Raw genomic sequence first — 12,690 nt, 5'->3', positions numbered from 1 at the left:
AAGAGGTTTCGATGGTGTGTGCAGGGCACCGATGGGCGCGGTCCGGCCAGCGCTCTGTCGTCGCTCGTCCGGTCCGTACTTGTCTCCTGCGCCAACCATCCTAGGCAAGAAACCCGGATTCTGAAAGCGCTTTCATAAAAATGGGGTTTTGGATTGCAACGGCTTGAAAGCGAACGCCGCCGTGGCGCCTCAGGATTCGGGAGTACGTGGATTCAGCGGAGCGCCGATGGGCGGCGGTCCGGCGCCCCACGACCATGGCCGCGCCGGCAAGTGCCGGCGAGAAAGGACTTCACACCATGGCACAGCGTCACGTCTCCGTCGCCCTCCTCCCTCTGCTGCTGTCGGCCTTCGCGGCCCAGGCGGCCGGCGATCCGCCGAGCACGCCCAAGGAAGGCACGACCACCACCGAGATCCGGTCGATCACCGGTCTGCAGAAGAACGGATCAGCGGATCCGTCGAAGGACGCGGCCTGCCGCGACAAGTTCGGCAAGCTGCTCGGCAAGAAGGCGGTGAGCCGATACACCATCAACCCCGCCACGCAGATCATGAAGGCGCAGACGACCTTCGAGAACCAGGTGTACGAACAGTCGCCGCTGGGGATCTACGGCAAGTGGGTCTTCGGCGCCTATTTCAATCCGTCGCGTGCGCCGCTCGGCGTGTACGGCGCGATCTACTCGCTCAGCTACCAGTTCGACAACCCGATCAACAACTTCGTGCTGACGCTGGATGACTCGACCAACTGCCTGGCCAGCAGCGCGCCCAAGCCGCTGGAAGAGCCGGAGCGTGTGCGCTTCGGGGGATCGGCGAGCTGAGATCGGGAGCCCGCGTCAATCCTGTCGGGCCAGACGCTTTGCATCCATGGCGAGCGTGCCAAGCGATGGGGCGTCGGGCTCGGCTTCTTCGCCCTCGATGGGCTTAGCTTCGATTTTTCCCGCATGCCTCAGGAGATGTTTTGCCAGTTGACGTGCCGCGAGGCTGCGGCGTAGTTCACCCCAGATTACAAGGGCCAAGAAGAGGCTCATCGCCCCCACCGCACCGAAGGCGGCCCTGTTCTGTTGAACGTTCCGCTCCACATACTCGGCAGGTGGCTCGTCCTTGCCGGAGAAGAAGGAGCACAGCACCTCTACCTCGCCTTCGGCAAATCCAGTGCGTTGACTCAACTCGCCTCGCGGCTCTTTGCAGTCGCGCTGTTCAAGTCTCTTCTTCCCGCGCGCTGGGAAACGCAGCGCCGACGTCTCAGACAGCCAGAGTGAGTTGCGGGATTCGTTGAACGTCACCAAGGCGGCGTCCGGCACCATGAACGCAGCGCTGGCGATTCCGGCGCCCGTCATGAGAGTAGAGACCAAGAACAGGAACACGAGCGCCCAACGCTTGGGTCCCTTGCCGTTCCTGAGCCCGGGCAGCGTCAGATCGAAGTTGTCGCCGCACGCGTGCACGAGCGAGGGCGCCACGTTCCATTGCTGGCACCAGTCCAGCACGCCATGGGCGTCACGCAAGGTCTGGGAACGGATCCGCGTGAAGAAGGTGAAGCGGGAAAGACTGTTCAGCTCGTCCACATGCTTCTGGACCTTCGCATCGTCGATGGTCAGTTTGCCGAAGAAGCGCATCCACAGCAGCGCAAGCACCGGGTGGGCCGACGACGTCCGGCTGTAAAGCAAAGCGCAGACCGCGACGATGGCCGTGCCACCTGCGGTCAGGCCAAATGCGGAGAGCGCGGAGAACAGGTCTTTCAGAGCACCGGCAAAGGATACGAAGTCCATCAATGGTTCCTCCCACGGAATGTTTGTGGGAGGGAGCCTCGCATCCGGCTGGCTCACCAGGCGAGCCAGCCAGACAATTTTTTCGGTCGACTACAGCTCCCGCGCCAGCCGCTTCGCGAGCGCCGCAATCGCGCGCTCGTCGCGCTTGTAGTAGGACCACTTGCCCATCCGCTTGGTGGTCACCAGGCCGATGCCTGCCAGGTCGGCGAGGTACTTGGAGGTCGTCGAGAACGCCAGGCCCTGCCCCGCCTGGATCGACGACACGCAGACGCCGTCGGTGTCCGGGTCGCCCTCGTCCTGCGGCGGGAACAGCGCCGGCGTCTTCAGCTTGCGCAGGATGTCCAGCCGCTGGGTGTTGGACAACACCACGAGCACGCGAACCAGCGGCACTTCTTCGGACATAGGCGGCATCGATGAAAGGACCGCCGAGTTTAGGCGGTCAAGCGAAGACGGCGTCGCGCGGATAGCAGATGAGCCTGCGCGCCGCATCCGTCCCGCAATTGCCAGGAACGACGAGAGGGGGAAATTCTTCGACTCGACGTATCGCAAAACGTCGATATGACAATGATCGTGTCCCAACTTCGAGACCTCTGATGAAAGCCATTGTCCTGACCGCCTTCGGCGGCGTCGAACACCTGCAACTGCAAGACATCCCCGTGCCGTCGGTCGAGGCCGGCGAACTGCTGGTGCGCGTGGTCGCCACCTCCGTCAACCCGCTCGACTATCAGATCCGCCGCGGCGACTATCCCGCCTACGTGCCGCTGCCTGCAGTCATCGGACACGACGTGTCGGGTGTGGTGGAACGCGTGGGGCCAGGAGTCCACGACTTCAAGCCGGGCGACGAGGTCTTCTACACGCCCAAGATCTTCGGGCCCAAGGGCGGCAGCTATGCGGAGTTCAACGTCGTGCCGCAGGAGCTCGTGACGCACAAGCCGCGCAACCTCAGCCACGCGGAGGCAGCGTCCATCACGTTGGTCGGTGGAACGGCGTGGGAATCGCTGGTATCGCGCGCACGTCTGCAAGCGGCGGAGACGGTCCTGATCCACGGCGGGGCGGGCGGCGTCGGATCCATCGCCATCCAGCTGGCGAAGACGATGGGCGCTCGCGTGATCACCACCTGCCGCGCTTCGCAAGCCGATTTCGTGCGTTCGCTCGGCGCGGACGAAGCCATCGACTACGAGGCGGCCGACTACGTCGATCAGGTGAGCGAGCTGACCGGCGCGCGCGGCGTCAACGTGGTGTTCGACACCATCGGCGGTCCGACGCTGGAGCGCTCACCGCTCGTGCTGGCGGACGGGGGTCGGGTCGTGTCCATCGTGGACATCGCCACACCGCAGAACCTGGTGAACGCCTGGGGCGTGAACGCGGAGTACCACTTCGTCTTCACGCGTCAGAACCGCGGGAAGCTGCAGGCGTTGAAGGAGCTGCTCGAACGCGAGCGCATCCGGCCTGTGATCGGCGCGACCTTCCCGCTGGCGGAGATGGGCGCGGCGCATACCGCGCTGGAGAAGGGCAGCCACCTCGGGCAGCCCATTCGCGGCAAGGTCGTTGTGAACGTGGCTTGATCAGCCTGATCAGGGGCGACGTCATCGTCGCCCCTAGCCCGATCACTCCACCGTCACACTCTTCGCCAGATTCCGCGGCTTGTCCACGTCCGTCCCGCGGGCGCAGGCCGTGTGATACGCCAGCAGCTGCAGCGGCACCGTATGCAGGATCGGGCTCAGCGCGCCGTAGTGCTCCGGCATGCGGATGACATGCAGCCCCGGCTCGCTGTCGATCTTCGTATCGCCGTCGGCGAACACGAACAGCTCGCCGCCGCGCGCGCGCACTTCCTGCATGTTGCTCTTGAGCTTCTCCAGCAGCGTGTCGTTCGGCGCCACCGTCACGACCGGCATCTGCGCCGTCACCAGCGCCAGCGGGCCGTGCTTCAGCTCACCCGCCGGATACGCCTCCGCGTGGATGTAGCTGATCTCCTTGAGCTTCAGCGCGCCTTCCAGCGCGATCGGGTAATGCAGCCCGCGGCCCAGGAACAGCGCGTTCTCCTTGCGCGCGAATTCCTCGCTCCACGCGATCACCTGCGGCTCCAGCGCCAGCACCGCCTGCACCGCCACCGGCAGATGGCGCAGCGCCTTCAGGTGCTCCTGCTCCTGGGCTTCGCTCAGGTGCCCGCGCGTCTGCGCCAGCGCCAGCGTCAGCAGGAACAAGCCCACCAGCTGCGTCGTGAACGCCTTCGTCGAGGCCACGCCGATCTCAGCACCGGCGCGCGTGATGTAGGCCAGCGCGCATTCCCGCACCATCGCGCTCGTCGACACGTTGCACACCGTCAGCGTGTGCAGCATCCCCAGCGAGCGCGCATGCTTCAACGCCGCCAGCGTGTCCGCCGTCTCGCCGCTCTGGCTGATGGTCACCACCAGCGTGCGCGGGTTCGGCACGCTGTCGCGGTAGCGGTACTCGCTGGCGATCTCCACGCTGGTCGGGATCTTGGCGATGCTCTCCAGCCAGTACTTCGCCGTCGAGCCCGCGTAGTAGCTGGTCCCGCACGCCAGGATCAGCACCGAGTCGATCTCCTTGAACACCCGGAACGCGCCGTCGCCGAACAGCTCCGGGCTGATGCCCTGCACCGCGTCCAGCGTGTTGGCGATCGCCACCGGCTGCTCGAAGATCTCCTTCTGCATGTAGTGCCGGTACGGGCCCAGCTCGGCCGCGCCGCTGTGCGCGTGCACGGTCTTCACCTCGCGCTCGACGTTGACGAAACGCCCCGTCGTCGCATCCTTGTTGCTGATCCAGTAGCGGCCCAGCTGCAGGTCGACGACGTCGCCCTCCTCCAAGTACACGATCTGGTCGGTCACGCCGGCCAGCGCCATCGCGTCGGAGGCGACGAAGTTCGCGCCGGCGTACTCGTCCTTGCCGACGCCCAGCACCATCGGCGAGCCCTCGCGGGCACCGATCACGCGGTGCGGTTCGTCCTTGTGGAAGACCGCGATGCCGTAGGCGCCGCGCAGCTGCGCCACCGCCGTCTGCACCGCCTCCAGCAGGTCGCCGTGGTAGTGGAAGTCGACCAGGTGCGCGATGACCTCGGTGTCGGTCTGGCTGTGGAAGACGTAACCGCGCGACTTCAGTTCGGCGCGCAGTTCATCGTGGTTCTCGATGATGCCGTTGTGGACCAGCGCCACGCGGCCCGGCTGCTGGTGCGCGTCGGCGCCCGGGCCGTGCGAGAAATGCGGATGCGCGTTGTGCACCGCCGGCGCGCCGTGCGTCGCCCAGCGCGTGTGCGCAATACCTGTCCCCGCCGCCACGCCGTCCTGCGCGGCCAAGGCCTGCAGCTCGGCGACACGCGAGGTGCTGCGCGCCCGGCGCAGTTGACCGTCCTGGTGGACCGCCACGCCGCACGAGTCGTAGCCGCGGTACTCGAGGCGCTTCAGGCCCTCGATCAGGATGGGAACGATGTCTTTCTGGCTGACCGCGCCGACGATGCCGCACATGTTGGTTCTCCCCGTGTGTCTGTCCGGAGACCCGGACGAATTTGCGAATGGCGGAATGCTAGGCAGGTCGGCGAGGAGAATGCTTTCAACATTCGCCGATTGATGAAAGAATTCATCACATCATTCATGATCTGGTGAATTCTTTCATCCGAATATCAACGATGGAATCTTCTATCAACTTGGACGCCATCGACTTGCGGGTGCTGGACCTGCTCCAGCAGGACGCCTCGCTGTCCAACCAGGCGCTGGCCGAGCGCGCCCATGTGTCGTCCGCCACCTGTCTGCGTCGGGTTCGGCGGCTCGTCGAGACCGGCGTGATCGAGAAACAGGTCGCCATCCTGTCGCCGGAGAAGCTGGGCGCCGGGTTGTCGGCGCTGGTCGAGATCACGCTCGACCGGCAAGGCGCGGAGCACCTCGATGCGTTCGAGGCCATCGCCGTCGCGGCGCCCGAAGTCCAGCAATGCTGGCGCGTCGCGCCGGGGCCGGACTTCGTGCTGGTGCTGCAGGTGCCGGACATGCCGGCGTATCACGCGCTGGTGCAGCGGCTGTTCACGCAGCAGGCCAACGTCCGCAACGTGAAGGCCTTCTTCAGCGTCAAGCGCGCGAAGTTCGAGCCGCGCCTGGCCCTCCCGGCGGCGCGTGGGTGACGCGCGCGTAACGTCTTCAGTACTGCCCAGACCCCGGCCCTCACCCCCGCCCTCTCCCGCGGTGCGGGAGAGGGGGCCCACCCAGTGTTCCTGCTCCGACTGGCTCGGTGCATTCTCACTCCCTCTCCCGCTTGCGGGAGAGGGCGGGGGTGAGGGCCAGCGGCCTGGGCAGTCCTGCGGATCAGCGCTTGAGGATCAGCAGGCCCTTGAGGTACTCGCCCTCGGGGAAGTAGATGGTCTGCGGATGATCCGGCGTCGCGCCGACGCGATCGAGGATCAGGCCGTCCGCGCCCGCATCGATGCCGGCGCCGGCCACGATCTTGTGGAAGAGCTCGGGGCCCACGCCGCCCGAGCACGAGAACGTGAACAGCAGGCCGCCCGGCTTCAGCAGCCTCAGGCCGAGGCGGTTGATGTCCTTGTAGGCCCGCGCGGCGCGCTCCGCGTGCGCGGCGGTCGGCGCGAACTTCGGCGGGTCCAGCACGATTGCGTCGAAGCTGCGTCCCTGCTTGAGCATGTCGCGCAGCGTGTGGTTGACGTCGGCATCCAGCGCCGTGTGATGCGCCGGGTCGAAGCCGTTGAGCGCGACGTGCGCCGTCGCGCGTGCCAGCGCCGGGCCAGACGAATCGACGCTGATGACCTCCGTCGCGCCGCCCGCAAGCGCGGCGACCGAAAAGCCGCCCGTGTAGCTGAAGCAGTTCAGCACCGACTGGCAGCCGTAGTGCTTCACGACCTCGGCGAACTTCCTGCGGTTGTCGCGCTGGTCGAGGTAGTAGCCGGTCTTGTGACCCTCGGCCACGTCCAGGCTCAGTTTCCAGCTGTTCTCGGAGATGACGAGCTCGGTGCCGCCCTCGCCGCGCAGCCAGCCGGTGACCGGCTCCATGCCTTCGAGCGTGCGCACATTCGCGTCGGAGCGCTCGTAGATGCGCGTCAGGCCGGTCTGCGCCAGCAGCAGGTCCGCGATGGTCTGCTTCCAGCGTTCGGTGCCCGCGGACAGGAACTGCGCGCTCAGGGTGTCGCCGTAGCGGTCGACGATCAGGCCCGGCAGGCCGTCGGCCTCGCCGTGGATCAGGCGCACCGCGTCGGAATCGATCGGCATGCGCGCGCGCAGCGCCAGCGCCGCGGCGATGCGGCGCTCGAAGAAGGCCGCGTCGATGCGCTCCTGTTCGTCGAAGCTCCACGCACGCACGCGGATCAACGACTCCGGACTGAAGGAGGCCCAGCAGAGGAAGCTGCCGTCGAAGGCCTCGACACGCACGGTCTCGCCGGCGTCGGCCTTGCCCCTCGCGATCGAGCCCTCGAAGACCCAGGGATGGCGGCGGAGGAGCGAGCGCTCCTTGCCGTCGCGGAGACGGATGGATTTCATGGGGAGGATTGTCCGCGATGGCGGAGGGTCAGTCGTCGTCCCCGCCCCGCCGCACTTGCGGCGGCACGGGCGGCCAGTCCCCGGCCTTGCGACGCTGGTCGAACCAGTTGTGCATGGCCGAATCCTGCACCGCGTACTCGCCCCGCGCGGACTTCCACACCAGCACGGGCGAATGCTGCCGCAGCGAATCGAGGGCTCTCTGCACCATGGGCACGCTGATCGGCTGCGCGAGCAACTCGCTGTAGAAGCGCAGGGCTTCGGAGTCGAACGCACGGAACCTGCCGGCCTGTTCCAGCATCCGCCACAGCACGACCTGCTCGATCGGCTTGAGCCCGAGGAAGTCCGCCTCCATCTGCGATTCGTCCTTGCGCTGATGCTCGGCGGACGCGTTCAGGAGCGCTTCCTCAAAACGACCCCGGATGCCGGACAACGGACTCAGCACCTCACCGAGCGCCGCCATGAAGAGCTGCGGCCGGTGGCCGATCGCCTCGAAGGCCCGCTGAAGCGCGTCCTGATCGACGGGTGCCAGCGACGGCCGCTGCGCCTCGATCAGAGAGGCAACGTAAGCGATGAAGTCCGCTCCCAGCGGCGGCATCGCCTGCACATGCGAGCCGAAGAACGGCGCAGCATTGGAGTTGACCAGGCGCATCAGCTTGTCGCGGTCCGAGCCCGACATCACCAGCATCAGATTCACCGCATCGCGACTATTCAGCTGATCGCGCGCGGATTTCAGGGAAGTCATTGCCGCCTCGCCCCGCTCGCTGGTGAGCGCGTGCTGGGCCTCATCGATGATCAATGCGACCGGCTTGCCCGCGGTCTCATGCAACGCGCGCAAGGCGTCGACCAGGGTGAGCCCCTCCAGCGTTCCGATCTTGCTGGTGTCGATCTGCAGCCATCCCGCCATGCTGAGCTTGTCCAGGCCGGCCTTTTTCGCGGTACGGGCGACCAGTCCCAGTTGCGGTTGGAGTGCGCGCCCGATCGCCTCCGCGATCACGACCGCCGGATCGCGCACCGTGTCGGTCCAGAGGTCGGTGTAGACCACCACCACGCCGGCCGCCTCCAGCGCGGGCTTCAGATCGCTCTGCAGGAACGTGGACTTGCCGGTGCGACGAGGCGCCGACAGGAACAAGCCGTTGTGCGCATCTCCGAACAGCGATTTTCCCATCAGCGCGGGCACCAACTGTTCGGCCAGATCGGTCCGCGGGAAGGAGATCATCGTTTTATCGGTCAATTATCAGGAAACCGATAATTTATCGGTTGGACCGATAAAACTCAATAATTCGTTCGAGTCAGGCGGGCGTCGCCTGCTCGACAGGCGCTCAGCGCTGCGCCGCCGGCCCCAGCGTGCCGAACGCCCAGCCGATGTTCAGGCTGACCATCGGGGTGCTCTGCTTCTCGCCGCCCAGGGCCTTCCACTGGCCCACGCCGACCTTCACGCGCAGGCGGTCGCGGCCCGTGCCTTCCCACTGCGCCCACAGCTCGCCCTGCGTCACCGCACCGCCGCCGACCGCGACATTGCCGCCGCCCGCCGCGCCGACCATCGCTTCCGCACCGACGCGCACGCCGCTCCACTTCGGCGAATGCGCGCCCAGGCCGAACATGCCGTACGAGAACGCGCCCGCCTTGCCCAGCGCCGCGCTGCCCGCCTGCGCCACGCCGTACCACGGCCCGCCGAAGTCGCGCGTCATGCCGATGCCCAGGCCGGTCACGTTGTCCTTGGAGCCGTCCTTGAACTTGAACTCCTTGAAGTAAGGCATGCTCAGGTACAGCGCCTGCGCGCGCACCGTGCCGGACTCCAGCGGCGGCGTGTTCAGGATGCGCGTGACCTTCTCCAGCGGCAGCGCCAGCGACCCGCGCACCTGCACGGAGTCGTAATGGCCCCACGGCGCCTTCATATAGCCGGCGTCCAGACGCAGGGTCGGACCCCACGGCGTGATCCAGCGCAGCGTCGGACCGACCCGCACCAGCCAGCCGTTGCCCGTGTCCATGTCGCCGCCGCCACCCAGGCCGAACGAGAACTGGCCGCCGATGCGCAGCCGCTCGCTCCCGATGCCCCAGTCCTGGCCGGCGTTGGCGAGGATCTCCATGTAGCCGTCGTGTCCGCCGGACGCCGCGCCCGAGGCCTCCAGGCCCCACCACGACGAACCGTCGCCGAAGTACTGGCGCAGGTCGCCGCCGGCCTTGCCCTTGCGGCCCGTCAGCGGCACGCCGCCGCGCGTGCGGCTGCCGCTGCGCGGCTTCTCGACGCCCGCGCTCAACGCGATCTCGTCGAAGCCCATGCCCGTGCGGTCGCCCGCGCGTCCCGGCGATCCCGAGTCGCTCGGGTTGAAGCTCAGGAAACGATCCATCCGGCCGATCGTGAAGGCGATGCCGGTGTCCTTGATGTTGCCGTTGCCGTTCGGGAAGGTGATGTGCGAGACGCCGATCCCGGTGTACCAGTTGCCGAACTCGCCGCGCAGCGACAGCTCCGGGCGCAGCATCAGGCCGCCGCCGGCACGGACCTTGTCCGAACTCACGCCGCCGCCCGCGCCGGCGTACAGGCTGGCCGCCAGGTGCACCTCCGGCGTGATGCGGAAGCGCCGCTGCACGTTGAAGCCGACCGTGAACAGGCCGCCGAATTCGCCCTTCGCCGCGCCGTACGCGGCCGGGCCCAGGCCCCAGTCCTCGTTCACCGCCACCATGTAGTGCGCGCCCAGGAAGGCCGTCTTCTGCCCCGTGGGCATCTTGACCGGCGACCAGTTCAGCTCGAAGGCAGCGGGACGGCTGTCGGTGGCCGTGATGACCCGCGGCGCCGACGCCTCGCTCGACTCGGCGTTCGCATGCATCTGCGCCGCCATCAGGGCGGAGCACAGCAGCAGCGGGCGGGAAGGGAAACGCGAGGAGGTCAGGTCAAGGCGGCGCATCGAGGGACAGTCGGTTATTTCTTTCGGGCGCGAGGGTGCGCCGCGTCGTAGACCTTGGCCAGGTGCTGGAAGTCCAGCCGGGTGTAGATCTGCGTGGTGCTGATGTTGGCGTGGCCCAGCAGTTCCTGGACCGCGCGCAGGTCGCCGCTGCTCTGCAGCAGGTGCGACGCGAACGAATGGCGCAGCATGTGCGGATGGACGTGCGTGGGCATGCCCGCCGCCAGCGCGCGCTGCTTGAGGCGCTTGCGGATCTGGTCGGCATTGAGCCGGCGGCCGCGCGGTCCGACCAGCAGCGCCGGTTCGTCCGCCGCCGCCCACTGGCCGCGCACCGACATCCAGGCCCGCAGCGCCTTCATCGACGGACCGCCCAGCGGCACCGCACGGCGCTTGGCGCCCTTGCCGAGCACCTGCGCCTCGGCGTCCTCGGGCACGATCCAGCCGGCCGACGACGCCTGATGGCGCTGGTCCAGGCCCACGAGTTCGGAGACCCGCAGGCCGCTGCCGTAGAGCAGCTCGACCAGGCAGCGCTCCAGCGCCTCGGCGACCGGATCGGCCGCGTCCTGCCGATGCTCGGCCAGCCGCACCGCGTCATCGACGCCCAGCGCCTTCGGCAGCGGCCGCCCCTGCTTGGGCGCATGCAGATCGGCGATCGGGTTCGCATCGACCAGACCGTTCTGGCCCAGCCAGCGGTACCAGCCGCGCCACGCGGACAGGATCAGCGCCAGCGTGCGCGGCTTGAGCTTCTCCCCGTGCAGCTTCGCAAGGAAGCGCCGCGCCTGATGCGCCGACAGGCGCAGCAGGTTCAGGTCCTCGACCGAAGCCAGCCCGGTCAGCCGCTGCAGCGCGTCCGTGTAGAGCGTCAGCGTGCGCTCCGCCAGGCGGCGCTGCACGCGCAGATGTTCCAGGTAGCGCTGCTGTTCGTCAGTCAGGCTGAGCGGCGGCATGGGGGGCAACCGGGGGCGCAACCGGAGGAACGGCGTGCGGATCGGCGTCCAGCAGGCGCGAGAGCGCGGCGCTGGCGATCTCGCCGACGCGGGCCAGGAACTCGGTGCCCATCTCGGCCGTGTAGCGCGTCGGATCCGGCGAGCCCAGCACCAGCAGCCCGAACGGCTGCGCCGGCGCGCCCGTCGTCAGCGGCACCAGCGCGAGCGAGGCCACGTCGTCCTCCAGCCAGCGCGCCGCCTCGAAGCCCGAATTGATGCCGCAGTACGGCTGGTTCAGGCTGCCCACGAAGGCTTTCACGTCGGGGCTGACCTCGGCCGCGAACGGCGCCAGCGCGTGACCGGCGTCGACGTTCCACAGCCGCAGGCCCGCCTGCGGGATCAGGAACTGGTGGCGCAGCTCGCGCAGCAGCACTTCCGGCAGCTGGCTGTCGTCGCGCGTCAGCATCAGCGCCAGCGTCCAGCGGTGCAGCCGGTCGGCGATGGCGACGTTCTCCTGCCCGTTGCGGATCATCTCGATGATCTTGTGCTCCAGGCCGCGGATCTTGTCGCGCAGCAGCTCCGCCTGGCGCTCCTGCAGCGAGACCGCGCGCTGGCCGTGCGGATGCGAGATCCGGACGTTGGCCAGCAGTTCGGCGTGACGTTCGAAGAACGCCGGGTCATTCGCCAGGTAGTCGGCGATGTCTTGTTCGGTGATGCCTTCGATGCCGCTCACAGTTCGATTTCTCCTTCAAAGACCGTCTGTGCCGGCCCCGTCATGTAGACCGGGGCGGACAGCCCCGGGCCTCCCGGCGTCATGCCGGCCCATTCGATGCGCAGGTCGCCGCCGCGCGTGTGCACCTCGACCGCGGCGTCCAGCCAGCCCAGCCGGATGCCCGCCACCACCGCCGCGCACGCGCCGGTGCCGCAGGCCAGCGTCTCGCCGGCGCCGCGTTCGAAGACGCGCAGCTTCACTTCGCCGCGGCTCACGATCTGCAGGAAGCCGACGTTGACGCGCCGGGGGAACGATGCATGGTGCTCGACCAGCGGCCCCACGATGCCCACCGGCGCGTGGTCGACGTCGTCGACCCGCTGCACCGCGTGCGGATTGCCCATGGACACCACCGCGACGTCCGCCGTCATGCCGTCGCCCAGCGCGAGCGGCCAGCGCTCGAAGCCGTTCTCCAGGCGCGGCGTCGTGTCCTTCGGATCGAACGGGATCCGCGGCAGGTCGAAGACCGGCGCGCCCATGTCGACCGTGACGCGGCCGTCGTCCTGCAGGCGCAGCTCCAGCAACGCGTTGATCGTCTGCACGCGGATCGTCCGCTTGTCGGTCAGGCCCTTGTCGACCACGTAGCGCACGAAGCAGCGCGCGCCGTTGCCGCACTGCTCCACCTCGGAGCCGTCCGAGTTGAAGATGCGGTAGCCGAAGTCGACGTCGGGCGTCTTCGACGCCTCGATTACCAGGATCTGGTCGCAGCCCACGCCGAAACGGCGGTCGCCCACGCGCCGCAGCTGATCGGCGGTCAGCGGCATCGGATGGCGCGTGGCGTCCAGCACGACGAAGTCGTTGCCGGCGCCCTGCATCTTGGTGAAGCGCAGTTTCATGGGAGCG

12 protein-coding genes are annotated in these 12,690 nt (G+C 67.8%); 3 read left to right on the top strand and 9 right to left on the bottom strand.

The genetic code is table 11. The features are described from left to right. Positions 1-296 precede the first annotated feature (296 nt). A complete protein-coding gene (locus ACQZ13_RS04250; RefSeq protein WP_431049984.1) occupies positions 297-812 on the top strand; it encodes a hypothetical protein in 516 nt (171 codons plus the stop codon). Between the two features lie 15 nt (positions 813-827). Here the strand turns inward: ACQZ13_RS04250 and ACQZ13_RS04245 are convergent, their stop codons facing one another. Next, positions 828-1,760 carry a DUF6216 family protein gene (locus tag ACQZ13_RS04245; RefSeq protein WP_431049983.1) on the bottom strand — a complete coding sequence of 311 codons (933 nt, stop codon included), beginning with the start codon at positions 1,758-1,760 and terminating at the stop codon, positions 828-830. Between the two features lie 90 nt (positions 1,761-1,850). Further along, positions 1,851-2,162: an ArsR/SmtB family transcription factor gene (locus ACQZ13_RS04240; RefSeq protein WP_088404765.1), complete on the bottom strand. Its 312-nt coding sequence runs from the start codon at positions 2,160-2,162 to the stop codon at positions 1,851-1,853. A gap of 191 nt (positions 2,163-2,353) precedes the next feature. Here ACQZ13_RS04240 and ACQZ13_RS04235 point away from each other — a divergent pair, with 191 nt between their 5' ends. Continuing rightward, positions 2,354-3,325 (top strand): zinc-dependent alcohol dehydrogenase family protein, encoded by a 972-nt coding sequence (locus tag ACQZ13_RS04235; protein ID WP_431049982.1) that lies wholly within the window; start codon positions 2,354-2,356, stop codon positions 3,323-3,325. 42 nt (positions 3,326-3,367) lie between these two features. Here ACQZ13_RS04235 and glmS read toward each other — a convergent pair whose 3' ends face one another. Further along, positions 3,368-5,242, bottom strand: coding sequence for a glutamine--fructose-6-phosphate transaminase (isomerizing) (gene glmS / locus ACQZ13_RS04230; protein WP_431049981.1), 1,875 nt, complete (start codon positions 5,240-5,242; stop codon positions 3,368-3,370). A 161-nt stretch (positions 5,243-5,403) separates the two neighbouring features. Between glmS and ACQZ13_RS04225 the strand changes: the two genes are divergently transcribed. Next, positions 5,404-5,889, top strand: coding sequence for an Lrp/AsnC family transcriptional regulator (locus tag ACQZ13_RS04225; protein ID WP_431049980.1), 486 nt, complete (start codon positions 5,404-5,406; stop codon positions 5,887-5,889). Between the two features lie 181 nt (positions 5,890-6,070). On the opposite strand, the gene ACQZ13_RS04220 is transcribed toward ACQZ13_RS04225, so the two are convergent. The 6 genes from ACQZ13_RS04220 to dapF form a co-directional block, all read right to left on the bottom strand. Continuing rightward, a complete protein-coding gene (locus ACQZ13_RS04220; protein WP_431049979.1) occupies positions 6,071-7,252 on the bottom strand; it encodes a class I SAM-dependent rRNA methyltransferase in 1,182 nt (393 codons plus the stop codon). 28 nt (positions 7,253-7,280) lie between these two features. Continuing rightward, positions 7,281-8,468: an AAA family ATPase gene (locus ACQZ13_RS04215; RefSeq protein WP_431049978.1), complete on the bottom strand. Its 1,188-nt coding sequence runs from the start codon at positions 8,466-8,468 to the stop codon at positions 7,281-7,283. A 103-nt stretch (positions 8,469-8,571) separates the two neighbouring features. Next, positions 8,572-10,155, bottom strand: coding sequence for a hypothetical protein (locus ACQZ13_RS04210; protein ID WP_431049977.1), 1,584 nt, complete (start codon positions 10,153-10,155; stop codon positions 8,572-8,574). 14 nt (positions 10,156-10,169) lie between these two features. Beyond that, positions 10,170-11,099, bottom strand: coding sequence for a tyrosine recombinase XerC (locus ACQZ13_RS04205; protein ID WP_431049976.1), 930 nt, complete (start codon positions 11,097-11,099; stop codon positions 10,170-10,172). Continuing rightward, entirely contained in the window at positions 11,077-11,811 is a 735-nt protein-coding gene (locus tag ACQZ13_RS04200) for a DUF484 family protein (RefSeq protein ID WP_431049975.1), read from the bottom strand. Before ACQZ13_RS04200 ends, ACQZ13_RS04205 begins: the two co-directional genes overlap by 23 nt. Continuing rightward, the gene (dapF, locus tag ACQZ13_RS04195) at positions 11,808-12,683 is read right to left on the bottom strand and encodes a diaminopimelate epimerase (protein WP_431049974.1); all 876 of its coding nucleotides are present in this window, start codon (positions 12,681-12,683) and stop codon (positions 11,808-11,810) included. The genes ACQZ13_RS04200 and dapF overlap by 4 nt, the downstream gene beginning before the upstream one ends. Between the last annotated feature and the right edge of the window lie 7 nt (positions 12,684-12,690).

Source organism: Roseateles sp. L2-2 (assembly GCF_050613215.1).
Lineage (GTDB): Bacteria > Pseudomonadota > Gammaproteobacteria > Burkholderiales > Burkholderiaceae_C > Roseateles > Roseateles noduli.
The sequence above is the reverse complement of the archived record's forward strand: the minus strand, read 5'-3'. Positions and strand labels throughout refer to the sequence as shown.

Bases quoted from the DNA above. Each gene is read 5' to 3' on its own strand.
- ACQZ13_RS04220 (WP_431049979.1), bottom strand. From the start codon at position 7,252: ATGAAATCCATCCGTCTCCGCGACGGCAAGGAGCGCTCGCTCCTCCGC.
- ACQZ13_RS04225 (WP_431049980.1), top strand. From the start codon at position 5,404: ATGGAATCTTCTATCAACTTGGACGCCATCGACTTGCGGGTGCTGGAC.
- ACQZ13_RS04250 (WP_431049984.1), top strand. From the start codon at position 297: ATGGCACAGCGTCACGTCTCCGTCGCCCTCCTCCCTCTGCTGCTGTCG.
- ACQZ13_RS04235 (WP_431049982.1), top strand. From the start codon at position 2,354: ATGAAAGCCATTGTCCTGACCGCCTTCGGCGGCGTCGAACACCTGCAA.
- ACQZ13_RS04240 (WP_088404765.1), bottom strand. From the start codon at position 2,162: ATGTCCGAAGAAGTGCCGCTGGTTCGCGTGCTCGTGGTGTTGTCCAAC.
- ACQZ13_RS04210 (WP_431049977.1), bottom strand. From the start codon at position 10,155: ATGCGCCGCCTTGACCTGACCTCCTCGCGTTTCCCTTCCCGCCCGCTG.
- dapF (WP_431049974.1), bottom strand. From the start codon at position 12,683: ATGAAACTGCGCTTCACCAAGATGCAGGGCGCCGGCAACGACTTCGTC.
- ACQZ13_RS04245 (WP_431049983.1), bottom strand. From the start codon at position 1,760: ATGGACTTCGTATCCTTTGCCGGTGCTCTGAAAGACCTGTTCTCCGCG.
- glmS (WP_431049981.1), bottom strand. From the start codon at position 5,242: ATGTGCGGCATCGTCGGCGCGGTCAGCCAGAAAGACATCGTTCCCATC.
- ACQZ13_RS04205 (WP_431049976.1), bottom strand. From the start codon at position 11,099: ATGCCGCCGCTCAGCCTGACTGACGAACAGCAGCGCTACCTGGAACAT.
- ACQZ13_RS04215 (WP_431049978.1), bottom strand. From the start codon at position 8,468: ATGATCTCCTTCCCGCGGACCGATCTGGCCGAACAGTTGGTGCCCGCG.